Annotated in this window: 25 protein-coding genes and 1 tRNA gene; 12 read left to right on the forward strand and 14 right to left on the reverse strand. The window is 56.5% G+C overall.

All coding sequences use genetic code 11. From position 1 onward, the window contains the following. Position 1: 1 nt before the first annotated feature. The 5 genes from ACR0DL_RS03945 to cobA all read right to left on the reverse strand — a co-directional run bounded on the left by ACR0DL_RS03945 (position 2) and on the right by cobA (position 3,978). Positions 2–409 (reverse strand): DUF934 domain-containing protein, encoded by a 408-nt coding sequence (locus ACR0DL_RS03945; RefSeq protein WP_170348550.1) that lies wholly within the window; start codon positions 407–409, stop codon positions 2–4. Beyond that, entirely contained in the window at positions 406–1,167 is a 762-nt protein-coding gene (locus ACR0DL_RS03950; protein WP_170348551.1) for a phosphoadenylyl-sulfate reductase, read from the reverse strand. Before ACR0DL_RS03950 ends, ACR0DL_RS03945 begins: the two co-directional genes overlap by 4 nt. Then, positions 1,157–2,821, reverse strand: a complete 1,665-nt coding sequence (locus tag ACR0DL_RS03955) for a nitrite/sulfite reductase (RefSeq protein ID WP_170348552.1) — start codon at positions 2,819–2,821, stop codon at positions 1,157–1,159. The genes ACR0DL_RS03950 and ACR0DL_RS03955 overlap by 11 nt, the downstream gene beginning before the upstream one ends. Before the next feature lie 66 nt (positions 2,822–2,887). Continuing rightward, entirely contained in the window at positions 2,888–3,202 is a 315-nt protein-coding gene (locus ACR0DL_RS03960; RefSeq protein WP_170348553.1) for a DUF2849 domain-containing protein, read from the reverse strand. Further along, positions 3,202–3,978 (reverse strand): uroporphyrinogen-III C-methyltransferase, encoded by a 777-nt coding sequence (gene cobA, locus ACR0DL_RS03965; RefSeq protein ID WP_480687686.1) that lies wholly within the window; start codon positions 3,976–3,978, stop codon positions 3,202–3,204. The genes ACR0DL_RS03960 and cobA overlap by 1 nt, the downstream gene beginning before the upstream one ends. 141 nt (positions 3,979–4,119) lie before the next feature. On the opposite strand from cobA, the gene ACR0DL_RS03970 reads away from it, so the two are divergent. Further along, positions 4,120–4,599 (forward strand): Lrp/AsnC family transcriptional regulator, encoded by a 480-nt coding sequence (locus ACR0DL_RS03970; protein ID WP_170348555.1) that lies wholly within the window; start codon positions 4,120–4,122, stop codon positions 4,597–4,599. A gap of 6 nt (positions 4,600–4,605) precedes the next feature. Here the strand turns inward: ACR0DL_RS03970 and ACR0DL_RS03975 are convergent, their stop codons facing one another. Then, positions 4,606–5,778, reverse strand: a complete 1,173-nt coding sequence (locus ACR0DL_RS03975) for a cytochrome P450 (RefSeq protein WP_480688468.1) — start codon at positions 5,776–5,778, stop codon at positions 4,606–4,608. Positions 5,779–5,825: 47 nt separating this feature from the next. On the opposite strand from ACR0DL_RS03975, the gene ACR0DL_RS03980 reads away from it, so the two are divergent. From ACR0DL_RS03980 to ACR0DL_RS04005, 6 genes are all read left to right on the forward strand, one after another. Then, positions 5,826–7,559 carry a sensor histidine kinase gene (locus ACR0DL_RS03980; RefSeq protein ID WP_480687688.1) on the forward strand — a complete coding sequence of 578 codons (1,734 nt, stop codon included), beginning with the start codon at positions 5,826–5,828 and terminating at the stop codon, positions 7,557–7,559. Next, entirely contained in the window at positions 7,556–8,785 is a 1,230-nt protein-coding gene (locus ACR0DL_RS03985) for a sigma-54-dependent transcriptional regulator (RefSeq protein WP_170577534.1), read from the forward strand. The genes ACR0DL_RS03980 and ACR0DL_RS03985 overlap by 4 nt, the downstream gene beginning before the upstream one ends. Positions 8,786–9,157: 372 nt before the next feature. Further along, entirely contained in the window at positions 9,158–10,159 is a 1,002-nt protein-coding gene (locus ACR0DL_RS03990; protein ID WP_302476798.1) for a DctP family TRAP transporter solute-binding subunit, read from the forward strand. Between the two features lie 120 nt (positions 10,160–10,279). After that, positions 10,280–10,957 (forward strand): TRAP transporter small permease, encoded by a 678-nt coding sequence (locus tag ACR0DL_RS03995; protein WP_170348558.1) that lies wholly within the window; start codon positions 10,280–10,282, stop codon positions 10,955–10,957. Then, entirely contained in the window at positions 10,957–12,333 is a 1,377-nt protein-coding gene (locus ACR0DL_RS04000; protein ID WP_170348559.1) for a TRAP transporter large permease, read from the forward strand. Before ACR0DL_RS03995 ends, ACR0DL_RS04000 begins: the two co-directional genes overlap by 1 nt. A gap of 162 nt (positions 12,334–12,495) precedes the next feature. After that, positions 12,496–12,807 (forward strand): DMT family transporter, encoded by a 312-nt coding sequence (locus ACR0DL_RS04005; protein ID WP_480687690.1) that lies wholly within the window; start codon positions 12,496–12,498, stop codon positions 12,805–12,807. A gap of 8 nt (positions 12,808–12,815) precedes the next feature. On the opposite strand, the gene tpiA is transcribed toward ACR0DL_RS04005, so the two are convergent. Further along, positions 12,816–13,565 carry a triose-phosphate isomerase gene (gene tpiA, locus ACR0DL_RS04010; protein ID WP_480687692.1) on the reverse strand — a complete coding sequence of 250 codons (750 nt, stop codon included), beginning with the start codon at positions 13,563–13,565 and terminating at the stop codon, positions 12,816–12,818. 140 nt (positions 13,566–13,705) lie between these two features. After that, positions 13,706–14,071: a HesB/IscA family protein gene (locus ACR0DL_RS04015; RefSeq protein WP_170358258.1), complete on the reverse strand. Its 366-nt coding sequence runs from the start codon at positions 14,069–14,071 to the stop codon at positions 13,706–13,708. Positions 14,072–14,250: 179 nt separating this feature from the next. Between ACR0DL_RS04015 and ACR0DL_RS04020 the strand changes: the two genes are divergently transcribed. Next, a complete protein-coding gene (locus ACR0DL_RS04020; protein WP_480687694.1) occupies positions 14,251–14,586 on the forward strand; it encodes a hypothetical protein in 336 nt (111 codons plus the stop codon). Positions 14,587–14,807: 221 nt separating this feature from the next. Here the strand turns inward: ACR0DL_RS04020 and ACR0DL_RS04025 are convergent, their stop codons facing one another. The 3 genes from ACR0DL_RS04025 to ACR0DL_RS04035 all read right to left on the reverse strand — a co-directional run bounded on the left by ACR0DL_RS04025 (position 14,808) and on the right by ACR0DL_RS04035 (position 16,435). Beyond that, positions 14,808–15,170 carry an SUF system Fe-S cluster assembly protein gene (locus ACR0DL_RS04025; protein WP_170348564.1) on the reverse strand — a complete coding sequence of 121 codons (363 nt, stop codon included), beginning with the start codon at positions 15,168–15,170 and terminating at the stop codon, positions 14,808–14,810. A 96-nt stretch (positions 15,171–15,266) separates the two neighbouring features. Then, the gene (locus ACR0DL_RS04030; RefSeq protein WP_170348565.1) at positions 15,267–15,545 is read right to left on the reverse strand and encodes an NfeD family protein; all 279 of its coding nucleotides are present in this window, start codon (positions 15,543–15,545) and stop codon (positions 15,267–15,269) included. Beyond that, entirely contained in the window at positions 15,545–16,435 is an 891-nt protein-coding gene (locus tag ACR0DL_RS04035) for an SPFH domain-containing protein (protein ID WP_170348566.1), read from the reverse strand. Before ACR0DL_RS04035 ends, ACR0DL_RS04030 begins: the two co-directional genes overlap by 1 nt. Positions 16,436–16,609: 174 nt before the next feature. Between ACR0DL_RS04035 and ACR0DL_RS04040 the strand changes: the two genes are divergently transcribed. The 4 genes from ACR0DL_RS04040 to lon all read left to right on the forward strand — a co-directional run bounded on the left by ACR0DL_RS04040 (position 16,610) and on the right by lon (position 21,851). Then, positions 16,610–17,521, forward strand: coding sequence for a nucleoside hydrolase (locus ACR0DL_RS04040; protein WP_480688470.1), 912 nt, complete (start codon positions 16,610–16,612; stop codon positions 17,519–17,521). A 65-nt stretch (positions 17,522–17,586) separates the two neighbouring features. Beyond that, complete coding sequence (tgt, locus tag ACR0DL_RS04045) at positions 17,587–18,717, forward strand: tRNA guanosine(34) transglycosylase Tgt (protein ID WP_480687696.1); 1,131 nt, start codon at positions 17,587–17,589, stop codon at positions 18,715–18,717. Positions 18,718–18,806: 89 nt separating this feature from the next. Further along, the gene (locus tag ACR0DL_RS04050) at positions 18,807–19,220 is read left to right on the forward strand and encodes a DUF6636 domain-containing protein (RefSeq protein ID WP_480687698.1); all 414 of its coding nucleotides are present in this window, start codon (positions 18,807–18,809) and stop codon (positions 19,218–19,220) included. Between the two features lie 222 nt (positions 19,221–19,442). Then, the gene (gene lon / locus ACR0DL_RS04055; protein ID WP_480687700.1) at positions 19,443–21,851 is read left to right on the forward strand and encodes an endopeptidase La; all 2,409 of its coding nucleotides are present in this window, start codon (positions 19,443–19,445) and stop codon (positions 21,849–21,851) included. A 32-nt stretch (positions 21,852–21,883) separates the two neighbouring features. Here the strand turns inward: lon and ACR0DL_RS04060 are convergent, their stop codons facing one another. The 3 genes from ACR0DL_RS04060 to ACR0DL_RS04070 all read right to left on the reverse strand — a co-directional run bounded on the left by ACR0DL_RS04060 (position 21,884) and on the right by ACR0DL_RS04070 (position 25,729). Continuing rightward, entirely contained in the window at positions 21,884–23,470 is a 1,587-nt protein-coding gene (locus ACR0DL_RS04060) for an APC family permease (RefSeq protein WP_480687702.1), read from the reverse strand. Positions 23,471–23,598: 128 nt separating this feature from the next. Next, positions 23,599–23,673 (reverse strand) — tRNA-Val (locus ACR0DL_RS04065). 124 nt (positions 23,674–23,797) lie between these two features. Further along, positions 23,798–25,729, reverse strand: coding sequence for a M10 family metallopeptidase (locus ACR0DL_RS04070; protein WP_480687704.1), 1,932 nt, complete (start codon positions 25,727–25,729; stop codon positions 23,798–23,800). Positions 25,730–25,831: the final 102 nt, after the last annotated feature.

A 25,831-nucleotide genomic window follows, 5' to 3' on the forward strand; every position in this document is an offset into this window, starting at 1 on the left:
CTCAGCCGCGCAGGCGGTCCTGATAGTGGTGATCTTTCCAGTTAGCGCGGGCCAGCCACTGATCTTCCGTCTGACGATTGGCAAGCGCGTGATCAATCTCGACCTCGTCAAAGCCACTGCGGCGGGCCATCGCGTATTGGTCGGCCAGCACATGACCCTTGGCACGAAGGCGACCGGTGTAACCTTTCAGGCGCAGGACACGTGCAATGGTGAAGCCGCGACCATCGGCCGAGGATGGAAAATCCACACGCACCATTTTGGCGTTGCCTAGGCGGTCAAACAACTCATCCGGGTCCGTATCCGAGGCCACGTCAAGTGCGACCACATCATTGGCCGCATCTTCCAGTGTGACAAAGCCATCGGTCCAGTCATCTGGGGCGAACCCCGTATCCGTTACGATTACGTTCATGTTTTCTCTCCTGCGCGCACCATCTTACCATCGACAAAATGGATGCCGCATTCTTCCTTGTTCTGATCGCGCCAACGTCCGGCGCGGGGATCTTCGCCCTCTTTGACCGGCGAAGTGCAGGGCGCACAACCGATCGAAGGGTATCCTTTGGCCACCAGCGGATGCCGGGGCAGGTTGTTCTCTTCCATATAGGCGCGCACATCTTCGGGCGCCCAATGGGCCAGCGGGTTGACCTTGATCCGACCGGTTCCGTCCTCGACCTCAAAGAAATCCAGGGCGGACCGCGAGCCGGACTGGAACCGTTTGCGCCCGGTAATCCAGCCGTCGAATCCCGCCAGTGCCTTTTGCAGTGGGAAGGTCTTGCGCAGGTTGCAGCACGCATCCATGTCGTTCAGCCGCAAAGCACCGTATGGGTCGTCACGCTCAAGGTCTTCGTCCTCGGCCCGAATGATGCGGACATTCGACAGGCCCAAACGCTCGCTCACCTCCTGCTGGTATTCCAGCGTTTCGGTAAACAGCATTTGCGTATCCACAAACAAAACCGGTGTGGCCTTGTTCACCACAGCCGCCATATGCAGCAGCACAACCGATTCAGCCCCAAAGCTTGAGACCAGAGCAAGCTCGTCGATCTCTTCAATCGCGCCGTGCATCACATCATGAGCGCTGTGATGGCGGAACTGGGCGTTCAGTGCTTCGACCTGTTCGGTCAGTTCAGCACGATCTTTACCCAGTTCCGTCTGGATTAGGTCAAGCGGCATTGGCCTGCGCCTCGGGGTAGAGGGCAGCCTTGAATGGTGCCATGCCTACCCGGCGATAGGTTTGCAGGAATTCTTCCTCTGCGCTTTCGCGTTGCTCAAGATACGTGTCAACGATGCGTTCCACGGCAGGCACGATTTCGTCATAGGCAAAGCCGGGACCCGTGCGATCGCCGATGGCCGCGTTCTCGGTGCCGTCACCACCCAGAGTGATCTGGTAGTTTTCGACGCCTGCACGGTCTAGACCCAGAATACCGATATGACCAACGTGGTGGTGACCACAGGCGTTGATGCAGCCCGAGATCTTGATCTTCAGGTGGCCGATATCATGCTCAAGCTTGAGGTCATCAAAGCGTGTCGCGATTTCCTGGGCAACAGGGATTGAGCGCGCTGTCGCCAGGGCGCAGTAGTCCATGCCAGGGCAGGCGATGATGTCGCTGATCAGGCCGATGTTGGCGGTCGCCAGCTCGTACTCTTTCAGCTTCGCGTGGATCGCGGGCAGGTCCGACTTGTGGACGTGCGGCAGGATCACGTTTTGCTCATGGCTGATGCGCAGTTCGTCATAGGCGAACTCTTCGGCCAGATCGGCCATTACGCGCATTTGCTCGGCAGTTGCATCGCCCGGCGTCTGGCCGTGCTTTTTGATCGAGATCGTGACGATCGCATGGTCTGCGTTCTTGTGTGGCGCGATGTTGGTGTCGACCCACGACCGAAAAACCGGATCATTGGTGTAGGCACTCTCGAACGAGGCAACCGAACCTTCACGGAAGGCCGGAGGCGCAAAGTGGCCTTTGATTTCTTCCAGCAGGTTCATATCCGCGCCTTTGAACTGCGGGCGAACCTTCAGGAAGCGTTCGTTCACCTTGGCGCGGATGGCGTCGATACCATGCTCATGCACGGTGATTTTGATGCGCGCCTTGTACTTGTTGTCGCGGCGACCGATCTGGTTCCACACAGAAACGGTGGCTTCGAGATACGCCAACAGGTCGTCAAAGGCGACGAATTCGGATAGTTCCTTGCCAATCATCGGCGTGCGGCCCAGACCACCACCCACGATAACGCGAGCACCCAGAACGCCGTCACGCTCGATCAGTTGCAGGCCAATGTCATGCGCCTTGATCACGGCGCGGTCCTCTTCCGAGCCGGTGATGGCAATCTTGAACTTACGCGGCATGAACTGGAATTCCGGGTGGTCGGTGGACCACTGGCGCAGAAGTTCGGCATAGGGGCGTGGATCGGCGACCTCATCAGCCGCGGCGCCGGCAAAATGGTCGGCTGTCACGTTGCGGATGGTGTTGCCCGAGGTCTGGATGGCATGCATGCCAACCTCGGCCAGCGCGTCCAGCATATCCGGAACGTCGTTCAGTTTCGGCCAGTTGTACTGAATGTTCTGGCGGGTGGTGAAATGGCCATAGCCCTTGTCCCATTTCTCGGCCAGCAGAGCCAGCTGGCGCATTTGCGCACTGGACAGCGTGCCGTAAGGGATCGCGACGCGCAGCATATAGGCGTGCAACTGCAGATACAGGCCGTTCATCAGGCGCAAGGGCTTGAATTCATCTTCGGTCAGCGAACCGTCAATGCGGCGCTCGACCTGGGCGCGGAACTGTGCGTTACGCTCTGCCAGAAAATCGTGGTCAAATTCGGAGTAGCGATACATGTCTAGCTGTCCTTAGTTGCAGCCCCGATACCAAGGGGCCTTGAAGGGGAGAGATTAGGCCAGAGGTCAGGCCCGGGGCTGCGTTGCTGTTTCCTGCTTGCCGTGGGCATAGTTTGACGGGCCGGTACGGCGGAAATCCTCGCGGAAATGGGTGGGTTCGGGGCCGGTTGCGCCAGCGACGGCATCCGCCAGATAGGCACCGACAATCTTGTTGGCCTGGCGTTGGGCATCCAGCAAGCGAACCTGCGCATGTGCTTCGTCAGTGATCAGTTCCGCTTCGCGCAGATCACGCGACCAGCGGTCGTCCTCGGTCAGGTAAATGACGTCACCTTCCAACAGATCGTTGGCGGTCACTACTTTGGGGGTAAAAGCGCGGGCCATCAGGCGTGCTCCTTCTTGAATTCGGTCAGGGCCTGGGCCGCTTGGCGCGGGGCGAGGCCATAAAAGGTCAGGGCGGGGCCGTCCATTTCAGCGGCGGCCAGGTCATTGGGCAGTTGGTCCAGATTGGTGGCCAGAATGCGTTGATCGGGGCGCGAGGCATTTTCGACCAGCGTCACCGGTGTGTCCCGGTCGGCACCGTGCATGATCAGGCGGCCCTGAATGAAGCGGGCGGATTTCTTACCCATATAGATCGCCGCAACGGAACCAGCACTTGCCAGCGCGGTCCAGTCGTGATCGGCAAATCCTTTCATGTCATGGCCGGTCAGGATGCGCACGGACGAGTTGCGGCCACGGCGGGTCAGGCTTTGACCAATCCCGGCGACGGCTGCCGACGCAGCAGTGATGCCAGGCACGATTTGCCAGGTGATGCCTGCGGCCTCAACCGCTTCGATCTCTTCATCCAGGCGCCCGAAAACGGTCGGATCGCCAGACTTCAACCGTACCACGCGCTGACCTTTCAGAGCGTAATCCACCAGCAAGGCATCAATGTCTTCCTGCTTCCATGACGGACCAAACCCGGCCTTGCCAACATCGACCAGAACGGCGGTCTTGCCAGCCAGTTCCAGAACCTCGGCGCTGATCAGGCGGTCATGCAGTACGACGTCAGCGCGCGCGAAGGCTTTCAGCGCCTTGAGCGTCAGCAATTCCGGATCGCCCGGACCTGCGCCGACAAAGTCGACGTGCCCTGTGCCATCATATGAATGCGTAAACTGCATGTTCTGTTCCGCTTGGTTTGACTTGATCTGCAATATAGGAAATATTCCCGGTATTGCGCCATATGGGCGACCAAATAAGGACAAATGTTCTTCTGGCATCGCCAATTGGGACGCTGGTTTCGAAACAAAGGGAAAATTGGAATGTCGGTGCGGATAGATGACACGGATCGGAAAATTTTGGCCGAGCTACAGCGCGATGCCAGCCAATCGCTGGATGAAATAGCCGCCCGTGTCGGCAGCTCCAAGACCCCCGTCTGGAATCGAATCCGCAAGCTGAAAGGGGCCGGAGTCATCGGTCAGCAGACCGTTTTGCTGGACGCCGAAGCGCTGGGGTTTGAGGCCACATTCTTCGTTCTGATCCGAACCTCTGAACATGAGGCAGAATGGCAGCGCAAGTTCCTCAAGGCCCTGCGTGACCGGCCCGAAGTGCAAGAGGCACACCGACTGGCCGGTGACATTGACTATATCCTGAAGGTGCGGGTCAAAAACGCGCGGGCCTATGACGTCTTCTATCAGACCCTAATTTCCGAGGTGCGCGTGCATAACGTGACCGCCTTGCTGTCGATGGAAGAGATCAAATCCACCACAATGCTGCCGCTGAATGCGCTGATCGAAAGCTAAAGCCGCTTAGAGCTGAACCATCAACCGGGTCAGCCCGTGGAAATGATAGGTATTCGAATAACCCGGTTCGTCGACCAAGCGCAGCTCTGGGCATCGGTCGAACAACGCTTGTAACGCAATTCGCATCTCTAACCGGGCCAGCGGGGCACCGACGCAGAAATGCAAACCGCCACCGAAACTGGTATTGGTGACAATCGGGCGCGAGGGGTCAAAGCGCCCCGGATCGCTCCAGATCAAAGGGTCACGGTTTGCGGCACCCAGTAGCAGGGCAACCTCTTCTCCACGTTTGAAGTCGTGGCCGAAAACCTCAACATCTTCATACGCATAGCGCGTGAACATATGCAGGGGCGGATCGTAACGCAGGATTTCCTCGACCAACCTGTCCGGATCACAAGTTCGGGGGTCAAATCCTAGTTGCAGAACCGTTTTCACACCGTTGCCCAATGAATGAACCGTCGCCTCATGCCCCGCATTCAGCAGCAATATGCAGCTGGCGACCAGTTCATCGTGCGAAAGCTTTTCACCCTCTTCCTCGGCCGCGATCAAGCGGGTGATCAGATCGTCCTGGGGATCGGTCCGGCGCTGTTCGATATAGTCAGTGAGGAAAAGTGTAAAATCACGCGCGGCGTCTGCGGCTTTGTCCTCGGTCTGGCGTGTCCGGCTGGCCTGATACATTGCCACCATGGCATGCGACCATCGTAACAGATCCGGCGACATTTCTTCGGGTACACCCAGAAGACGGCAGATGGTGATCACGGGAACCTGCGTGCAAAACGCGTCCAAAAGGTTGAAAGGCGTGCCGGGGAATTGGTCGATCAAGCTGTGGCTGAGGTCTTGGATGGAAGGTTCCAACGCGACAATCGCACGCGACGTAAAGGCGCGCATGACCAGTGCGCGCAGCCGCGTGTGGCGGGGTGGTTCAGCCTCAAGCAGGGAATGCGCCTCGGTCATCAACCAGGGTGCCAAGTGGTCGGGCCCAGGGCGTTGCAGTTCGGTGGGAACCTCCCGACCAAAGCGGCGATCTTTCAGGAAGGCCTGTACAGCCCGGTGCGAAACTGCTGCGACCTTCTGGTAATCCTCCCAATATACAAGGTCCCCATGCGCACGGACGGCGTCATAGAACGGATAGGGGTTTTGAAAAAAATCCGGTTCGACCGGGGATTGGAACACCGTCTTCATGCTCGGCAGACTTGCCATGTGGTCCGTCGAATGCAAGACCCTAAGTCATGCAAAGGGTTTGGTTGATCTTGGGTTTTCTGTGTGCCGTCGGGCTGTTGTCCGCCGGGGTGTGGTCTTATGGGTATCGGCAGGCGCTGTCGCAGCTGAGTGAAAAGGCAGAAGCGGATCTGGAATTGGCTGCAGATCGGCTCAGTACTCAGTTGCAGGTGTATCAGGAGCTGGCCGTTCTAATGTCAGGGCACCCTGAATTGCGCAACCTGAACAATCCTGTGGATTTGGCTGTTGCCCGTGCCTTGTTGCTGGAGGTTGCCGACAAAACTGCGGCTGTCGATGTTTTGTATGCTGATGCTTCGGGGCGCGTATTGGCGGCAGCGCATGACGTTGTAGGCGGCAATGTTTCGGGTCAACCTGCGTTCGAACGTGCGATGCAAGGCGCATTGGGCAGTTCCCACGGCGTCCTGCCCAAGATGGGAAGCCGGATTTTCACCTACGCTGCGCCGGACTTTGCACCGAATGGTAAGGTCTTAGGCGCTTTGATCGTCATCGCCGATGTCGAGGGTATCGAGCAGACCTGGCGCGGTAGCACCGAAGCCGTATACTTTGTTGATCGCACCGGCTTGGTGTTCATTTCCAACCGATCTGAATTGTTGTTTTGGCAACGCACAGAGGGGCAATTGGGATTGATCCCTCCGAGCGGTGAAAGGGTTGTGTTTTCCGAAACCCGCCTTGGTTCGTTCGAGTTATGGCAGCTAGGGTGGGGGCCATACCTGCCGCAGCGCGCCTTACATCTCAGTCGGGATTTGCCGGTGATCGGTATGACGGGCGAAGTGGTCATGGATGTGGCGCCCGCACGGCGACTGGCCGGATTGCAGGCGGCTACCGTTGCGGCGATCTGCCTGGCCTTTGGCGCCCTGCTGTTTCTGGCGACCGAGCGCAGGCGTACCCTGGCCGAGGCCAATTCGGAACTTGAGATTCGCGTCGCCGAGCGCACCCATGCTCTGACGGCGGTCAACACTGCTTTGCGCCGCGAGGTTCACGAGCGGCAAGAGGCTGAGGCCGCGTTGAAACACGCGCAGGAAGAGCTTATTCAGGCCGGCAAACTGAGCGCCCTGGGTCAGATGTCGGCGGGCATCAGCCATGAATTGAATCAGCCTCTGATGGCAATCCGGCAATTTGCTGACAATGGGGCTGCGTTCCTGTCGCGAGGCCGCGCAGAAAAGGCTGGCGAAAACCTGACACGCATTTCTGATATGGCCGCCCGGATGGCGCGGATCATCAAAAACCTGCGCGCTTTTGCCCGCAATGAACGTGAGCCAATGGGCAAGGTCGATCTGGTTCAGGTGATTGACACGGCTGTGGAGCTGACCGAAGCGCGCCTGCGTGCCGAGAGCGTGACGATGGAATGGCATCCTTCAGAAACGCCGGTATATGCGTGGGGCGGGGAAGTGCGGCTGGTTCAGGTCTTTGTAAACCTTATCAACAACGCCGCAGACGCGATGAGCCAGCAGGATGATCGGCTTATTCGAATTGCAATCAACAACGGAAAGAAGCTGACTGTTACAGTGCGAGATATCGGGCCGGGCATTGAAAACACGGAAAAACTGTTCGAGCCGTTCTACACGACAAAGGCTGTTGGTTCGTCCGAAGGGATGGGTCTTGGCCTTTCGATCTCGTATGGTCTGGTACAGAGTTTTGGCGGTAACATTCGGGGGTCCAACGCCGGAACAGGTGCGATGTTTACGGTCGAGCTTGAATACTACCGGGAAGATAAAGTGGCATGACGCGCAAGGTTCTATTGGTCGATGATGACGCCGCCGTTCGCGAGGCATTGGCGCAGACGCTGGAATTAGCAGAATACCATCCGGTCACGGCGGGGTCGTTTGTGGCGGCCAAGGACCACATTCGTGATGATTTTCCAGGTGTGATCGTGTCGGATATCCGCATGCCGGGGCGGGACGGGTTTCACCTTTTGAACTACGCGAATGAGGTCGACCCGGAACTGCCGGTTGTTCTGTTGACAGGCGAAGGGGATATTCCCATGGCTGTGCGGGCCATGGGACAGGGCGCTTTCGATTTTCTGGAAAAACCCTGTGCGGCTGCGGACCTGCTTGAGGTGTTGAATAAGGCTTTTGCTGCTCGCGCTCAGGTTCTGGAACGGCGTGCCTTGAAGAACGAACTGATGCGCGGAGATCCGGCCGCGCGATTGCTGTTCGGTCTATCCGCACAGGCCGAAGCGTTGAGAGAGCGTGTTCGGACCGTCGCCCCCACCGGGGCCGAAGTTTTGGTTACCGGGCCCGCAGGCAGCGGGATTTCGAAAGTGGCCGAGGTCGTTCATCTGATGTCGCCGCAGGTTCATGGCTCGTTCGTGAAACAGCCGTCATCGGGTCTGACGCCTGAGGCGCTGGTCCAGGTCTGCGAAGATGCCGCGGGGGGATCACTGTTTTTGGATGAGATTTCAGCTATGCCAGAGGCCACTCAGTATGCCGCGCTGGAGTTGGTCGAGCAGGGCGTGGGCGCGCGTATTTTGGCGGGCACAACGGCGGATTTGGCCGCACTGTCTGCTGAGGGGCGGTTTCATGCGGACCTGTTCTATCGCTTGGATGTGATGCGCGTGCGCATTCCGTCTTTGGCGGAACGGCCTGAGGATATACCGGTGATCTTTCGCCACTATGTGGCTCAGGCCGCCGAACAGTCGGGCATTGCGGAACCCGAGATAACATCGGATCATCTCGCCACGCTCATGGTCAGAGAATGGCCAGGGAACGCGCGATCCTTGATGTCTGCGGCGATGCGGTTTGTTCTGGGGATGCCCGAAGAGGTTTCACAAGCCGTCGACTTGGGGCTGAGCGAACAGATGGCGCGGGTTGAGAGGTCATTGCTGATTGCAGCGCTGGGGCGGCACAACGGCAAGGCATCAGAGGCGGCAAAGGCGCTGAAGCTGCCGCGCAAAACCTTCTATGACAAACTGGCCAGATATCAGATTCGCCCAGAGGATTACCGCAGGTAGTCGCAGGTTCTCCCGCCCCCTTTGACCGCATTATCATGCGGTTAAAGGCGTTGGGCAGTGCAGCCCGCTGGTGCGGGCTGCGGTTGGATCAAGCCAAGAGAGACCTGATTCTTTCGAAGTGATTCGAGAGAAGTGCGAGAATCCGCACAACGATCGTCAAGCGTGTGCGGATTTTCACACAGCGGGTCATGTTGCGTAATAGGTTAATTGAAAGTTCACCATTTAACAGACTAATTTAAAAGGGAAAAAATTCGAATGTGGCGCATTGTAACAAATCGTTGAGCCGTACCTGCTGATTCAGTTCACTTCCCGGCATCCGGCGCTGATCAAGCGCCAATTGGAGTATCTAGGAAGTCCGGGAGGAAAAGGCTGATGAAATTTCTGACAACCGCTGCAACGGCGATTGCACTGTCCGCAATTGCCACGACTGGCATGGCGGCTTGCGACGATGGTGAAATCGTTGTGAAGTTTGCGCATGTGACGAACACTGATAAGCACCCCAAAGGCATCGCGGCATCGCTGCTGGAACAGCGCGTGAATGATGAGATGAACGGCGTGATGTGCGTTGAGGTCTATCCGAACTCAACACTTTATAACGACGACAAAGTGCTTGAGGCGATGCTGCAGGGCGACGTGCAATTGGCTGCACCGTCGCTGTCGAAATTCGAGAAGTTCACTAAGCAGTTTCGCCTGTTTGACCTGCCGTTCATGTTCAAGAACATCGACGCTGTGGATGCATTCCAGGCCTCGGCGGAAGGTCAGGCAATGAAAGACAGCATGCAGCGCCGTGGCCTGCAAGGTCTGGCGTTCTGGCACAATGGCATGAAGCAGATGTCGGCCAACAAACCGCTGGTTGATCCGTCGGATGCGGATGGCCTGAAGTTCCGCGTGCAGTCCTCGGACGTGCTGGTTGCACAGATGGAGGCCATCGGCGGCAGCCCGCAGAAAATGGCTTTCTCGGAAGTGTACGGCGCGCTGCAACAGGGCGTTGTGGACGGGCAGGAAAACACCTGGTCGAACATCTATGGCAAGAAGTTCTTTGAGGTGCAGGACGGCATCACCGAGACCAACCACGGCATTATCGACTATCTGGTCGTAACCTCGGTGGATTGGCTGGACAGCCTTGATCCAGAAGTGCGTGAACAGTTTCTGACCATTCTGGCAGAGGTTACCGAGACCCGGAACAAAGAAGCCTTTTCTGTGAACGAAGCGGCCAAAGCCTCGATCACCGACGCGGGTGGAATCATTCGTGATCTGAACCCCGAACAGCGTCAGGCCTGGGTCGATGCAATGAAACCGGTTTGGGACAAGTTCGCCGACGACGTGGGTCAGGACAAGATCGACGCTGCTCAGGCAATCAACGCCGGGTTCTGATCCTGGTTGAGGCCGCGCGTCAGGGGGCTGGGGAGTTGCTGACGCGCAGGCCGGGCGGGCCGACATAACAGGCCCGCCCGCTATTACTCTCATCACAAAAAATTTGCGGGGACTAAAGAGATGTCTGGTGCGAAATCCGGCCAAGGCGGGCTGGTCGACCATATCGAAGAAACCCTGATCGCGTTGTTGCTGGGCCTGATGACGGCCGTGACCTTTGCCAATGTGATCGCGCGGTTCGTGTTCAATTCCAACATTCTGTGGGCGCTTGAGCTGACGGTGTTCACCTTTGGCTGGCTGGTGCTGCTGGGGGCGTCATATGCGGTGAAAAAGCACGCGCATCTTGGTGTGGATGCCATCCTGAATATGCTGGCCCCGGCGCCACGTCGCGTTCTGGCGTTAGTTGCAGTGGGGTGCTGTCTGGTGTTTTCGCTGCTGATGCTCAAAGGCGCGTATGACTATTGGGCTGTATTCGCTGATCTGCCGCCCACGTCGGGCCGTTGGTTCCCGACAGGTTTCAATTTCGACGCCCGTAGTCAGAGTTTCTACGAGGTCGACGATATCCCCATGGTCGCGCCGCTGCGATTCCTGGAAGCGATGATCAACTACGACGAGGCCTACGAGAAACTGCCTAAAGTCGTCCCGTATTTCATCCTACCGTTGTCGATGCTGCTGCTGGTGATCCGCTTTACGCAGGCCGCCATTCAGATTTGGCGGGGCGAGGCCGATCGCATTGTCGCCAGCCATGAGGTTGAGGACGAGATCGAAGAAGTGCGCGCTCAGCAAGGAGAGCATGACTGATGGACGTTGTATTCCTTTTCTCGATGGTCATCGGCCTGCTGCTGATCGGGGTTCCGATAGCGGTGGCTCTGGGCCTAAGCTCGACCCTGTTCCTTCTTATGTATTCCGACAGTTCGCTGGCTTCGGTGGCTGGCACGTTGTTCGAAGCGTTTGAGGGGCATTTCACACTGCTGGCGATCCCGTTCTTTATCCTCGCGTCATCATTCATGACGACGGGCGGTGTAGCGCGGCGGATCATCCGGTTTTCGATTGCCTGTGTGGGCCATTTGCCGGGCGGTCTTGCAATCGCGGGCGTGTTTGCCTGTATGTTGTTCGCGGCGCTGTCCGGATCGTCTCCGGCGACTGTTGTGGCCATCGGCTCGATTGTGATCGCAGGGATGCGCCAAGTGGGTTATTCCAAGGAATTTGCCGCCGGTGTGATCTGTAACGCGGGTACGCTGGGCATTCTGATCCCACCGTCAATCGTGATGGTTGTGTATGCCGCGGCCGTTGAAGTCTCGGTTGGGCGTATGTTCCTTGCCGGTGTTATTCCGGGCCTGATGGCCGGTCTGATGCTGATGATCACCATCTATGTCATGGCTAAGGTCAAGAACCTGCCGAAAGGTGAATGGAAAGGGTGGGGCGAGGTCTTTACCTCGGCACGCGAAGCCGGTTGGGGGCTGTTCCTGATCGTCATCATCCTTGGCGGGATCTATGGCGGTATCTTTACCCCAACCGAAGCTGCGGCTGTGGCGGCCGTCTACGCGTTCCTGATTGCTAGCTTTGTCTACAAGGATATGGGGCCACTTAGCACGGAAGAGGGTCAGGCGAACCTGTCGCTGATCAAGAAACCCTATGCACTGATCACGGCCTTCTTCCACCCTGACACCAAACACACCTTGTTCGAGGCCGGTAAGCTGACCGTCACGCTGCTGTTCGTCATTGCCAACGCGCTGATCCTGAAGCATGTGCTGACAGACGAACAGGTGCCACAGCACATCGCCAGCGCCATGCTCTCGGCTGGTCTGGGGCCGGTGACGTTCCTGATCGTGGTTAACGTGATCCTACTGATTGGCGGTCAGTTCATGGAGCCTTCGGGTCTACTGGTCATCGTTGCACCACTGGTCTTTCCGATTGCGATTGAGCTGGGCATCGACCCGATCCATCTGGGCATCATCATGGTGGTGAACATGGAGATCGGGATGATCACGCCCCCAGTCGGTTTGAACCTGTTCGTGACATCCGGCGTGGCGGGCATGCCGATGATGGGTGTGGTGAAGGCGGCGCTGCCGTTCCTGGCCGTCCTGTTCGTCTTCCTGATCATGGTGACGTATATCCCGTGGATATCGACCTTCCTGCCCAATACCTTCATGGGGCCGGAAATCATAACGAACTAGCGAAGAGAACCCTTCGTTCAGGCCGGGCAGCGCAATCTGCCCGGCCTTTTTCTTTGCCAGCCACTTGAAGTTGTGGCCAACCTTCCCACATCGGTGGCAGAGGACGACCTCCCCACAACGGGTGATCATTCGGGACGACCCGAAGAGTTTCGAGGTGTCCTTGTGTCCTGGATATATCTTTTGTTCGCTGGCCTGCTTGAAATCGTGTGGGCCGTCGCCATGAAGCAATCCGCGGGCTTCACGCGGCTTTGGCCGACCGCCATCATGGGGGTGTCCATGGTTGGCTCGTTCGGTTTGTTGGCCATTGCGATGCGTACACTGCCCTTGGGCACGGCCTATATTATTTGGACCGGCATCGGCGCAGTAGGGGCGTTTCTTGTCGGAATCATGCTGTTGGGCGAAACAGTAAATGCCGCGCGTATCATCGCGGCGGTTCTGATCGTGACAGGTCTGGTGATAATGAAACTGGCCTGAGCTGCCGCTCAGGCCTTTTGCAGCGCATCAATAATGCCCGAGAAGTCCTGCGCCTTCAGGCTGGCGCCACCGACAAGCGCGCCGTCCACATTCGACACGGCAAAGATATCGGCGGCATTGTCGGGCTTGACCGACCCCCCATACAGCAGGCGCACGGACCGCCCGACTCCTCCACCGAAGCGCCGCTCTAGACGGTTGCGGATAAAGTCGTGAACCTCTCCGATTTCGTCCAGCGTAGGCACCTTTCCAGTGCCGATGGCCCAGATCGGCTCATAAGCGACGATCAGGTTCTCACCGGTCGACTGATCCGGGATCGAACCCGACAATTGGCCGCCGATGATATCCAGCGTATTGGCGGCCTCACGCTGTTCCAGACTTTCGCCGACGCAAATGATCGCCTTCAACCCGGCATCCATGGCTGCGCGGGCCTTGGCGCGGACGGTTTCGTTCTGTTCACCGTGATCTTCGCGACGTTCGGAATGGCCCAGAATGACGGCATTGGCTCCGGCATCGACCAGCATATCCGCGCTGATATCACCCGTGTGCGCGCCCGAGGGCGCAGCGTGACAGTCCTGTCCTCCAGTGGCGACACCGGTCTCGCGAACAGTTTCGGCGGCACGGTGCAGCAACGTTGCAGGCGGGCAGATCAGAATGTCGATCGTCGGCGAAGGAAAGGCGCGGGCCAGAGCGTCCAACTCGCTCAGCGCTGCTGTGGTTCCGTTCATCTTCCAATTCCCAGCCGCCAGCTTGCGCCGCATATCCCGATCTCCTTGAAATTCGTAAATTCTGGAACCGGATAGCATCGCCAGCTCGGGCTGACAATTGCGGTTCCAGCGCAGCCATCAAAACGGCAGCGTCCACCGCAGTCGAAGGTAGGGGGTCGTCAACTTCGGGGGACTTAAGATTGAGAAGACAGTTTTTCGTCGAACTTAATCGATTCGCCACACCCACAAGCGTCAACGACATTTGGATTGCGGAACTTGAACCCGGATTCCAGCAGCGAGACCTCATAGTCGATCTCGGTTCCGAACAAGAACATCTGCGCCATCGGTGCAATCATGATCCGCGCGCCATCCTGTTCTACGACTTCGTCGTTCGTTTCTGGCTGATCGACATAGTCCATCGTGTATTCCATGCCAGCGCAGCCACCTTTTTTGATGCCGATGCGCAGGCCCGCATGGCCGCCAGTATCCATCAGGCGGGCAATCTGCTCTGCCGCCTTAGGCGTCATGGTCACAGCCTGTTTGCCGGGAATGCCGAACATTGTGATCTCCGTTGTCGCGCGTAGCCTTCAATTTAGTACCGACAGGACAATGGCTCAAGGCATAGCAGCCATTCTTACCTAACAATTCGGAGCGTTGATGATTGTTCTTGCGTTTTGAAACATGCTGACCTTAGCTGAGCACGGGTAATTTCAGGCAGTTAGATATAGGGTGAAGCAAAATGACCAAGATTAATTTTACCTGCAAAAGCATTGCATTGGCGTCGGTTGTTGCCATGTCTCCGTTACTTGCAAGCGTGGCTTTAGCTGAGGCAAAGCTGGAAAGACACCCCGTTAATTGTGCAACTGCCGAAGGTGACCTGCGCGCAATTGCGGCCGAAAAAAAGCATGCGCAGGATCAGCAAGTGGAAAGTGTGGTATCAATTCTGCCCGCTGGGGCGCTTTTGGGTCTAATAACAGGAACCGAAAACAAGAGATTGTCCATGTTGTCAGGCGATTATGTAGAAGCCTTGGATGAACGAGCGGCGGAAATTAAATCCAAATGTGGCGTGCAATAAGTTGTGCTTTGCCATGAAAAAGACCGCTCTCGGGCAAGAGCGGTCTAGTGTTCTGGTCGTTAAGCCGGGTCTTTAACGGGGGGGCAAGCACAGGCCCGGCCAGCGCTTGGTGGGATGCAAGCATGGACACGTGGAAACTATCACCAGGTTTTGGTAACGGTTTTTCAACGCGGTGATGACAGAAATATAAAGCTTTTATGTCAGGGGGATATTTGCCCGGCTTACATAAAGCCAAGCTCAAGTCGCGCTTCGTCGGACATCATTTCCATGCCCCAGGGGGGTTCCCATGTTAGCTCGACGTCAACCTCTTTGATGCCCGCGACGGGCTCTACCGCTTCGACGATCCAACCAGGCATTTCACCGGCAACCGGGCAGCCGGGTGCGGTTAGCGTCATGATGATTTTCACCGCGTTTTCTTGAGTGATGTCAATCGTGTAGATCAGACCAAGGTCGTAGATATTCACTGGAATTTCAGGGTCAAAGACCGAGCGGCAGGCTTCTACCACGTTGTCATATAGGGGGTGTTCAACGCTCGAAGGTGCAATCAGCGGGGTGCCTTCTAGGTGTTCACTCGGATGAGTCATTTGTGCCTCGGGTCTGTTACCTGAGCAATTATATAGGGAAAGCCAACGGCAGCGTCCAGAGGCGCAATGACGCCCCCTGAGGGGCGCCAGAAACTTTTAATCGTTAATGTCGTGCCGGAAGGTTTTCACCTGACCATGGGGCAGGGAATACACGCGGCGCAACACCAACCAGGCGATCAGCGACAGTGCCGCAAAGATCAACAGAAGGATTGGCAGAGACGGTGTGAGACCGGGGATAACCAGCAACACCCCTGTAACAGCGGCCCCGATCGCAAAGCCCAGAAAGATAAAACCGGGCAGTACGATCTCAAGGATACCCAAGGCCAGCGCTCCGGCCAGCCATAGCCACCAGGTCAGCCAGAAGGGATCGGCCATTATTTTCCTCCTTTCAGCATCTTGAAGGCGTCGCCAAAGGCCTCCAGCGCATTGGCGGGCACAACGATCGTTTGCGAACCGGTGCCGTTGCCCAGGGCGTTCAGAGCCTCGACCTGCTTCAGGGCAACCTGATATTGCGCGGCTTCAATGCCGTTGTCCTGAATGGCCTTGGCGACCACGCCGGTTGCATAAGCTTCAGCCTCGGCCTGAATGCGGCGCGCCTTGGCGGTTTGCTCGGCGGCATACAGTTCGGCATCTGCCTGCAGCTCGACCGAGCGCTTTTGACCTTCGGCCTCGGTTACCTGCGCACGGCGGGCGCGTTCCGCGTTCAGCTGCTGCAGCATCGCGTCGCGGGTGGCCTGATCCAAATTCACGTCCAGAATCTCGGCCCGGGTCACTTCGATACCCCAGTCGTCCACGGCGGTTTCGACGCTTTCCTGAATGCGTTCGATCAGTTGTGCGCGGTTCGATTGGACCTCATCCAAGTCCATTTTACCGATTTCCGCCCGTACGATACCGGCCACAGTTGTCGCAATCGCACCGTCTACGTCACGGATACGATACACCGTCTTTTCCGGTTCGAGAATGCGATAAAACACCGAGGTGTCGATCTGCACAAGAACATTGTCTTTGGTAATCGCATCTTGGGTCGCGTTGGGCAACTGGCGTTCCAAAATAGATATCTTGTGACGTGCAACATCTAGAAAAGGAACGATAAAATTGATGCCGGGGCCAAGCACCGAATGCAGGCGGCCAAACCGTTCGACCACGTATTTTTCCGATTGAGGGACGATTTTAATGCCCTTGAAAATGACAACGACGATCAGCACCGCCGCCAGCACGTAAATGATATTGGACGTCAGCAAGCCAATAATCTGGTCTTCGATCATATCTGTCCTCTTTTATTGTGTACTATGGTATACATGTGGGGATTGAGTCGCCCGATTTCAACTCTGGTATGGGGTGAACAGTCGCAGATGCAAATCTTTGAAGCTGCGGATGCGGGGTGGAAATTCAGGAATGTGACCGCTTTGCATCCCGTCTTGTTTGCGGTATCGGGCGCTATGAAATTGATCATTGATACAGACCCCGGCATCGACGATGCCATGGCCATCGCTTATGCCGCTGCCGCGCCCGAGATTGACCTGATCGGTCTGACGACGGTTTTCGGTAATACACACATTCACCAATCCAGCCGCAATGCGCGGTTTTTGCTGGATAAACTGGGGTTGGAAGTACCAGTGGCCGAAGGTGCGGCCTTTGCAGTGGGACAAAGTAGTCATGACCCCTCGGATCATGTGCATGGGCCTGAAGGTTTTGGCGATGTGACCGAGATTCCAGAGATTGGGGCCAATCATACGCTGACAGCGGCTGAGTTTTTGGTGGATATGGCGCGTAAACATAAGGACGAGTTAGTCGTTTGCGCAGTTGGTCCACTGACGAATGTCGCCGCTGCTATGCGTTTGGATCCGCAGTTTGCGAAAAATATCAAACGGTTGGTGATCATGGGGGGCGCGGTCTACTGCCCCGGAAACGTCACTCAGTTCGCCGAAGCCAACATCTATCACGACGCCCAGGCTGCAGATGTGGTTTTCGCTGCACCACCACAGACCGTATTGGTGGGTTTGGATGTAACGTTGAAAACCCTTTATGAAACCGCGGATTTCGAGGCGTTGGCGGGCCGATCACCGAATATGGGTGGGTTCCTGCGCGATATCTCTCGGTTCTATTTGAAGTTCTACAAAGAGGTTGGCGGGCTAGAGGGATGTGGGTTACACGACTCGACGGCTGTGATTGCCTGCACCCATGAACCGATGTTCGATATGATCGAAACAGGGTTGCGCGTGGTGACCGAGGGGGCTGAAGTTGGCGCGACTCGTCCCGATCGTTCGCGACCTCCGGTTCGTGTGTGTCGGGATGTAGATGGGGCAGGGGTGGTGCATCTGTTCACAGACCGCGTCGCCTCGCTTCCCTGACGGGTTGCATTGGACCGACAGATCGGGCAAATGCTGCCCGGTTCAGAGACCCCGAGGCACCCTCCATGACAGAGCGTTTTTCATTTGACCTGAAAGCCACCGATGGCAAGGCCAGAACCGGTGTGATTAACACGCCGCGGGGCGAAGTGCGCACGCCGGCCTTTATGCCCGTGGGCACCGCAGCGACGGTCAAGGCGATGATGCCGGAAAGTGTGCGGGCGACCGGGGCGGATATTCTGCTGGGCAACACCTATCACCTGATGCTGCGTCCCACGGCGGAACGTATTGACCGGTTGGGTGGGTTGCACAAATTCATGAACTGGGACCGGCCCATTCTGACGGACTCGGGTGGGTTTCAGGTCATGTCACTGGCCGGTCTGCGCAAGCTGACCGAAAAGGGCGTGACGTTCAAATCCCATGTCGATGGATCCAAACACGAGCTGACGCCGGAACGGTCGATGGAGATTCAGCGCTTGCTGGGGTCTGACATTGTCATGTGTTTCGACGAATGCCCCGCCTTGCCTGCCGACCGCGACCGCATCGCCGAGTCGATGCGCCTGTCGATGCGTTGGGCCGAACGCTCACGCGATGCCTTCGGGGATCGCCCTGGTCACGCGTTGTTCGGCATTATGCAAGGCGGTTTGGAACAGGACTTGCGCGAAGAAAGCGCTGAGGCCCTGAAAGCCATCGGTTTCGAAGGTTACGCAGTCGGTGGTCTGGCTGTGGGTGAGGGGCAGGAAGCGATGTTCGATTGCCTCGACTATGCGCCTGACTTCTTGCCCACCGATAAACCGCGTTATTTGATGGGGGTCGGCAAGCCGGACGACATCGTCGGCGCAGTTGCGCGTGGCATCGACATGATGGACTGCGTCTTGCCTTCACGTTCGGGGCGCACTGGCCAGGTGTTCACTCGCTATGGCGTTGTGAACATCAAGAACGCCCGTCACGCCGATGATCCGCGACCGCTGGATGAGGCATGCTCTTGCCCGGCCTGTTCGAACTATTCGCGGGCCTACCTTCATCACGTGTTCCGGTCTAACGAGATGATCTCGGGCATGCTGTTGACCTGGCACAACTTGCATTACTTTCAGGAAATCATGCAGGGCATGCGAGATGCCATTGCAGCCGGAACATTCGAGGCATGGCAGGCAGAGTTTCACGCACAGCGGGCGCAAGGCGATATCGAACCGCTGTAGCGCTGAACCCTTGATGACAAATTGCTGATTTTTTGGTAATCTACCGACTTGTTAACCAAGGTATTTTCCGTTTTTCATCGGGGGTTTCGATGCCTCGCCTATTTGGATTCTTACTTGTTCTATCTGCGATTGTGACGTCGGCTTATGCCGACGTCTGGACTTTTGAAACTCCGTCGGAAAACATCCAATGCTCGGTTGGACAAGAGTTGAACACCGCAGATATCTACTGCACCATCATTGAGCGCCGGGGTGATCCAGCCATGCCGCGCCCGTCTAATTGCCAATCCGATTGGGGGCATGATTTCTTCATGGCAAATACCGGGCCGGTCGAAATGCTGTGCCGTCCTCTCAACCGTCATCGCGACGGATTTGATCGGGCCGAATATGGTGTGACTGGTAAATTCGGTGGATTTGTTTGCCATTCCTCGAAGAAGGGTTTGGAGTGCAAAAATGAGGACGGGCACGGGTTTTTTCTGTCTCGTGCAGTTCAAAGGGTGTTCTAACGCACGCATTCTAAGCCTTGTTGGCATGTTTTGTTAAATTCCGTGGATATGTTCGTTGGACGCCTTGCAGTCCGCTAAACCTCGGGCCATTCTGAATCGCGATACATGGCGGTAAGGTTGAAAAAGGGCGATGAGGCCCCACCTTTATCGTCCAAGACAGGAGATGGCCGAGCGTTGCCTGAACAGGGACCGGAGCCATCTTGCCAACGATAAGGATTGAGCATGCAAGAGCCCCTTAATTCCTCATACCCCGTACTTCCGCTGCGCGATATTGTGGTGTTCCCGCACATGATCGTACCGCTGTTCGTGGGTCGGGAAAAATCCGTCCGCGCACTGGAAGAGGTGATGCAGGACGACAAACAGATTTTGCTGTCTAGCCAGATTGATCCGGGTGATGATGACCCGGCAGAAGACGGAATTTACCGCTCGGGTGTTCTGGCCAATGTTTTGCAGTTGCTGAAGCTGCCCGATGGTACCGTAAAGGTGCTGGTCGAAGGTCAAGCACGCGTGCAGATCACCGAGTTCCTTGAAAATGAAGAGTTTTTCGAGGCTCGTGCCGAATATTTGACCGAAATTCCGGGCGATGTCACCACGACCGAGGCGCTTCTGCGTACCGTTGCGGATGAGTTCGAGCGCTACGCAAAAGTGCGCAAAAACATCCCCGAAGAAGCCTTGACCGCCGTTGGTGAAACCGCCGAACCCGCCAAGCTGGCCGACCTTGTGTCAGGTCATCTGGGTATCGAGGTCGAGCAAAAGCAGGAACTGCTGGAAACCCTCAGCGTTAGCGAGCGGCTTGAGAAGGTCTATGGTCTGATGCAGGGCGAAATGTCGGTTCTGCAGGTCGAGAAAAAGATCAAGACGCGCGTCAAGTCCCAGATGGAGAAGACGCAGCGCGAGTATTATCTGAATGAGCAGATGAAGGCCATTCAGAAGGAGCTTGGCGACGGCGAGGACGGCAGTAATGAAGTCGCTGAGCTAGAAGCCAAGATCAACGAGACCAAGCTGTCGCAAGAGGCGCGTGAAAAGGCCGAAGGCGAGCTGAAAAAGCTGCGCAACATGAGCCCAATGTCGGCTGAGGCCACCGTTGTTCGTAACTATCTGGACTGGATTCTGTCACTGCCGTGGGGCACCAAATCCCGTGTCAAAAAGGATTTGGGCCGGGCGCAGGACATTCTGGATGCCGATCACTATGGCCTGGAAAAGGTCAAGGAACGGATCGTCGAATATCTGGCAGTTCAACAGCGTTCGAAAAAGCTGAAGGGCCCGATCCTGTGCCTTGTCGGTCCTCCGGGTGTTGGTAAGACCAGCTTGGGTAAATCGGTTGCACGGGCAACGGGGCGCGAGTTCATTCGCATCTCGTTGGGTGGCGTGCGCGACGAATCCGAGATTCGCGGCCACCGTCGAACCTATATCGGCTCGATGCCCGGCAAGATCATCCAGGCGCTGAAAAAGGCAAAAACTACGAACCCGCTCATCCTGCTCGACGAGATCGACAAGATGGGTCAGGACTTCCGTGGCGATCCGGCCTCGGCCATGCTTGAGGTGTTGGATCCTGAGCAAAACAGCACGTTCATGGACCATTACCTTGAGGTCGAATATGACCTGTCCAATGTGATGTTCTTGACCACGTCGAACAGCTACAACATGCCAGGGCCTCTGCTGGACCGGATGGAGATCATCCCGCTGGCCGGTTACACCGAAGAAGAAAAGAGCGAGATCGCCAAGCAGCACCTGATCAGCAAACAAGTGAAAAACCATGGTCTGAAAGCCAAGGAGTTTGAGCTGACGGATGAGGCGCTGCAAAAGATGATCCGCACTTACACTCGCGAAGCGGGCGTGCGGAACCTTGAGCGTGAGATCGCCAAGGTAGCGCGGAAATCGCTGACCAAGATCATCAAGAATGAGGCGGAAGAAGTCATTGTTACGCCTGACAATCTGGATGAATTCCTGGGCGTGCCGAAATTCCGTTATGGTCTGGCCGAACAGGATGATCAGGTCGGTGTGGTCACCGGTCTGGCGTGGACATCCGTAGGTGGCGACCTGCTGCATATCGAGGCGCTGAAACTGCCGGGTAAGGGTCGGATGAAGACCACCGGTAAGCTGGGCGATGTGATGAAGGAATCCATCGATGCGGCCTCGTCTTATGTGCGGTCAATCTCGCCTCAGATCGGGGTGAAGCCGCCAAAGTTTGACTCGCTGGATATCCACGTCCACGTGCCGGACGGCGCGACACCGAAAGATGGGCCTTCGGCCGGTTTGGCGATGGTGACCTCGATCGTGTCTGTGCTGACCGGTATTCCGGTGCGCAAGGATATCGCGATGACGGGTGAGGTTTCACTGCGTGGTAACGCGATGCCGATTGGTGGTTTGAAAGAAAAGCTGCTGGCGGCTCTGCGCGGTGGTATCAAGACCGTTCTGATCCCGGAAGAAAACGAAAAGGATCTGGCGGAAATTCCGGACAACGTGAAAGAAGGGTTGGAAATCATCCCGGTTACACATGTCTCGGAAGTTCTGAAACACGCGCTGATCCGCGAGCCTGAGCCTGTCGAATGGGATGAAGCCGCAGAAGAGGCCGCCGCAGCAGCAGCCAAGGCGGCCGAAGGGGCCAGCCCATCGGCAACAGCGCATTGAGCAGATCAAAGGCGGGGGAGACCCCGCCTTTTTTACAACCCGATGATGGGTTTTTTCGGGTCCAGAATCTCTTCTTCGTCGATGTATTCCTGGAACTTTTCCTGGGGCAGGGCAGAACGTACTGCCAACCCAAAGATCACAGCAGAAAACAACACGCACAGCGCAATATCCCACCCAAACGGGATTTGCTTCAGCGCGCCATCCCCGAACTGTCCGAGATATGAGATCAGGCCGACACCCACCAGATAAGGGAGCAGCCATAGCGCTTCGGTCACGTCCATCTCATCCAACCGGTTGCGAAACCGCACCAGCAGCAGGGCCATCCCGAAGGCAAGGGCGATACCCAGACGCCAGACCGTGTCCCAACCGCTCCAATAAACAACAAGGGTTGCGATGGCGAAGGCCGAGACCGCAACCAGTTTCACGGCGGGGATGCGGATGGATCTTGGGCGATCCGGCATCAGATGGCGCAGGCACACGACGGCGATAGGACCGACCGCAAAAGACAGCACGATGGCGGCGCCATTCAAGGCGATGACGGTGGTGAAGGGAACCGTCAAAAGAAACAAGGTGCCGATCAGAAAGTTCAGTGCCAGTGCCCAAAGGGGCACTCCGAACGACGACAACATCATCAGGCGCGACGGTAAAAATCCGTTTTTTGCCAAAGCCATAGCGATCCGCGCATTTGATCCGGTTGAGACAAGACCATTGCCGAACGGACCGATGACCGATCCGATGTTCAGTACGCTCAGGAACCAGACAAACCCGACCGATATGATGACGCCGTCCAACGGGCCCTGACCTCCGAAACTCAAGCTGGCCCAACCGTTGCTCAGCATTTTCGAGTCGAGCGCACCGATGAAGGCGATTTGCAAGCCCACATAGATCAACGCGCAAAGCACGATGGACAGAATCAGTGCGGCAGGGATGGCGAATTTGGGGTTTCGAACCTCGCCGGCCATATCAACCACATGACGAAAGCCGATGAAGGAGAAGATAACGCCTCCGGTCGAGACAGCAGCCATGATGCCTTGCAGCCCATAGGGTGCGAATCCATCTGGTTGAGTGAAGTTCTGAGTGTCGAACCGATTGCCGATCAACAAGGCGGCCAATACGATTGGAATTGCGATCTTGGCCCATGTCAGTGTCGCGTTCACCTGAGTGAAGAACTTGACGCCTAACGCGTTAACCGCGACGAACAGCAGCATGAAGAACAGCGCCACGGTGATTCCCGCGCCAGTCAGGTCACCTGTGTCTGCTGTGTGGAGCCAAGGGGCGTAGGGGGCCAGGTACTTCAGCATCGCCTCGACCTCGATCGGGGCGGTGGTGTTATAGCCGATCCACGCGGTCCAACCCATCGTCATCGAGACGATATTGCCGTGTGAAAACTGCGGCACCCGCGCGATGCCCCCTGGGATCGGCAGCATGGCCGATATTTCGGCGAAGGTGATTGCCAGAATGAACATGGCCGCGGCGCCAATGATCCATGAAAAGATGGCAGCAGGCCCTGCATGTTGCACCGCCAGCAGCGGACCGAATAACCACCCGGAGCCAATGATTCCACCAACCGAGATGAAGGTTAGCCCAACGAGGCCGATGTCCCGCTTCAATCTGGCCACGTTCCTACTCCATCCCAAAGCGCCGCAAAATTTTGCGGCCGTCCAAAGCAGGATACGCAGCCCAGGAGAAATCTGGCAAGCATCGGTCAAGAAACGGAAATTTGGATGGTGCCTACCAATGAGAGGAATGGTGGGTGATAAGAGATTTGAACTCCTGACATCTTCGATGTGAACGAAGCGCTCTACCACTGAGCTAATCACCCATAAGCGCGCCTAATACAGAGTGTCCCGCAGGCTTGCAAGGGTGCCCGAAGGGTAAATTTTCTATGCTGCGGACACAAAAAAACAGGCAGCTAAACGTGCTGCCTGTTGATTTCGCATACAGCCTTACAGGATGAAGTCGTTCGCTGTCAGGTCATGCAGACCAGATAGCTTGATGACCATCTCAGGATCACTGTCATTGTCTGTGTCAACGTAAACCAGGGTCTGGTCGAATGCCGTGCCAGCGTTGTCCTGCTTGACGAAATAGATCTCACCTTCGTCGGACGATCCGAATGGGGTCGTGCCGTTGAAGACGAAAGCGTCATCGCCAACAAGAACTGTGCTGGCGTCGATACCGCTCAGATCGATTTTGTCTTCGCCTTGTGTGAAATCCGTGATCTTGTCGGCCAGAGATCCTTTGGTACCACTGTCAGTGATGTCATTGAAAACAAACGTATCCGTTCCGATACCGCCGGTCATCGTATCCACGCCGGCGCCGCCGATGATCGTGTCGATCCCTTTGCCACCGAAGATCGCATCATTGCCTAGACCACCGTCAATGATATCAGAGCCGTTGCCACCACGCAGTGTATCCCAACCATTGCCACCGGAAATCGTATCTTTGCCAACGCCACCCTGAAGCAGATCCGCGCCTTTCTGGCCGTCAAGCGTGTCGTTTCCATCGTTACCGATAAAGGTGTTTGCCAGATCATCGCCAGTAAGCTGATCGTCCTGCGCAGTTCCTACGGCGTTTTCGACCAAGGTGATCGTATCCATGCCGTATCCGGTATCCTGAGCGGTCGTAACCGACAGATCCACGGTCGCAGCAGATGAGCCGTTGAACGAGAGGGTATCAATCCCAAGGCCACCTGTGATGGTGTCGTTGCCATCGCTGTCTTTGATGATGAAGTTGTCCAAACCGTTGCCGCCGGTCAGGGTGTCGTTGCCTTGACCACCGATCAAGAAATCGTTTCCTTGGCCGCCTTTAATGGTGTCGTTGCCATTTCCGCCTGCAATCAGGTCATTGCCACCATTACCGACCATGAGATTTGCAACGTCGTTGCCATAAAGGAAGTCTCCGGCGTGGCCACCAGCAGCGTTTTCAATGACAACACCATTGGCGATCGTGAAGCCACCGCTGACCCCGGCCGCGTGCGACGGCGTTCCCCCAGCATCGTGACCTTCCAGATCAGCAGCCTTCAGGCTGATCCTCACGCTCTTCCAAAGGCCACTGGCTGAAATTGTATCAGTTCCACCCGTATCCCAGATCGCCTCCCAATAGGTGCCGGGAGCATTGGACCCTTTCAAAGAATAGACGTTGTTGCCCGTATTGTTTGACTTGGTTCCATAAATCGCTTGAAGCGCGGCGATGTCCAGTGCCATGGGCGAGGCCACGCCGCCGTAGTTGAACGAAGGCAGCGGTACAACCTGCGGGTAGCCAGAGTTATAGGACATGATCGTGTAGACGGCTTGGTTCTGACCATCGGTTCCATAGTCATCGAACGCCTGTGTCACACCGTCGAAGACGGTTGATTGTCCACCATTGTCATGCGGATGTGCAAGGCCGAGGCCATGCATGATCTCATGCACAATGGTTGCAAATCCTTCGCCGCCCTTTGCCAGCGCGGATTGGCTGAACAGAGGAGTATCGTATGCGAACCAGCCAAACAGGGTGTTGATACCAAACCCTTGCAGAATGGGATCGCTTCCGGGCACTTGGTGTGCGCCGAGGCCGCCATCAAGGGATTGGGTTGTAACTAGACCCCACGAGATGTTTTCGTAATAGGGCGTCCCCTGAGGCGATAGGAAATTGACCTCGACAAAATCAATCGGGATGTATTGTTCGATCACGGCCAGGGCTTGGCGGAACGCCTGTTTTTCATGGGGGAGAAAATCTACGAAGCCCTGAACCGACGAGTCGCCGAATGAATAGGTAATCGTGCCAGCCGGTCCTCCGTTATTTGTGCCGAGGTTCCAAGAGGTCCCCCAAATCAATCCGTCAACATATTCATGACCGGTTGGGCTGGCGCCCGGGTAATTCTGATTTGCAACTGACATTCCGCTATTTCCATCATTAACAACGCAACCGATAGGTCATCACAAATCATGACTTTTGATTGCGTTAAGCTTCCTTCCGATCTCGTAAGCCGAGATTTTGTT

This window comes from Ruegeria sp. BB5 (assembly GCF_056539405.1).

What these genes read in the sequence shown, in the direction of transcription:
- ACR0DL_RS03945 (WP_170348550.1), bottom strand. Translation starts at nt 409, where the DNA reads ATGAACGTAATCGTAACGGATACGGGGTTCGCCCCAGATGACTGGACC.
- ACR0DL_RS03950 (WP_170348551.1), bottom strand. Translation starts at nt 1,167, where the DNA reads ATGCCGCTTGACCTAATCCAGACGGAACTGGGTAAAGATCGTGCTGAA.
- ACR0DL_RS03955 (WP_170348552.1), bottom strand. Translation starts at nt 2,821, where the DNA reads ATGTATCGCTACTCCGAATTTGACCACGATTTTCTGGCAGAGCGTAAC.
- ACR0DL_RS03960 (WP_170348553.1), bottom strand. Translation starts at nt 3,202, where the DNA reads ATGGCCCGCGCTTTTACCCCCAAAGTAGTGACCGCCAACGATCTGTTG.
- cobA (WP_480687686.1), bottom strand. Translation starts at nt 3,978, where the DNA reads ATGCAGTTTACGCATTCATATGATGGCACAGGGCACGTCGACTTTGTC.
- ACR0DL_RS03970 (WP_170348555.1), top strand. Translation starts at nt 4,120, where the DNA reads ATGTCGGTGCGGATAGATGACACGGATCGGAAAATTTTGGCCGAGCTA.
- ACR0DL_RS03975 (WP_480688468.1), bottom strand. Translation starts at nt 5,778, where the DNA reads ATGAAGACGGTGTTCCAATCCCCGGTCGAACCGGATTTTTTTCAAAAC.
- ACR0DL_RS03980 (WP_480687688.1), top strand. Translation starts at nt 5,826, where the DNA reads ATGCAAAGGGTTTGGTTGATCTTGGGTTTTCTGTGTGCCGTCGGGCTG.
- ACR0DL_RS03985 (WP_170577534.1), top strand. Translation starts at nt 7,556, where the DNA reads ATGACGCGCAAGGTTCTATTGGTCGATGATGACGCCGCCGTTCGCGAG.
- ACR0DL_RS03990 (WP_302476798.1), top strand. Translation starts at nt 9,158, where the DNA reads ATGAAATTTCTGACAACCGCTGCAACGGCGATTGCACTGTCCGCAATT.
- ACR0DL_RS03995 (WP_170348558.1), top strand. Translation starts at nt 10,280, where the DNA reads ATGTCTGGTGCGAAATCCGGCCAAGGCGGGCTGGTCGACCATATCGAA.
- ACR0DL_RS04000 (WP_170348559.1), top strand. Translation starts at nt 10,957, where the DNA reads ATGGACGTTGTATTCCTTTTCTCGATGGTCATCGGCCTGCTGCTGATC.
- tpiA (WP_480687692.1), bottom strand. Translation starts at nt 13,565, where the DNA reads ATGCGGCGCAAGCTGGCGGCTGGGAATTGGAAGATGAACGGAACCACA.
- ACR0DL_RS04015 (WP_170358258.1), bottom strand. Translation starts at nt 14,071, where the DNA reads ATGTTCGGCATTCCCGGCAAACAGGCTGTGACCATGACGCCTAAGGCG.
- ACR0DL_RS04020 (WP_480687694.1), top strand. Translation starts at nt 14,251, where the DNA reads ATGACCAAGATTAATTTTACCTGCAAAAGCATTGCATTGGCGTCGGTT.
- ACR0DL_RS04025 (WP_170348564.1), bottom strand. Translation starts at nt 15,170, where the DNA reads ATGACTCATCCGAGTGAACACCTAGAAGGCACCCCGCTGATTGCACCT.
- ACR0DL_RS04030 (WP_170348565.1), bottom strand. Translation starts at nt 15,545, where the DNA reads ATGGCCGATCCCTTCTGGCTGACCTGGTGGCTATGGCTGGCCGGAGCG.
- ACR0DL_RS04035 (WP_170348566.1), bottom strand. Translation starts at nt 16,435, where the DNA reads ATGATCGAAGACCAGATTATTGGCTTGCTGACGTCCAATATCATTTAC.
- ACR0DL_RS04040 (WP_480688470.1), top strand. Translation starts at nt 16,610, where the DNA reads ATGAAATTGATCATTGATACAGACCCCGGCATCGACGATGCCATGGCC.
- tgt (WP_480687696.1), top strand. Translation starts at nt 17,587, where the DNA reads ATGACAGAGCGTTTTTCATTTGACCTGAAAGCCACCGATGGCAAGGCC.
- ACR0DL_RS04050 (WP_480687698.1), top strand. Translation starts at nt 18,807, where the DNA reads ATGCCTCGCCTATTTGGATTCTTACTTGTTCTATCTGCGATTGTGACG.
- lon (WP_480687700.1), top strand. Translation starts at nt 19,443, where the DNA reads ATGCAAGAGCCCCTTAATTCCTCATACCCCGTACTTCCGCTGCGCGAT.
- ACR0DL_RS04070 (WP_480687704.1), bottom strand. Translation starts at nt 25,729, where the DNA reads ATGTCAGTTGCAAATCAGAATTACCCGGGCGCCAGCCCAACCGGTCAT.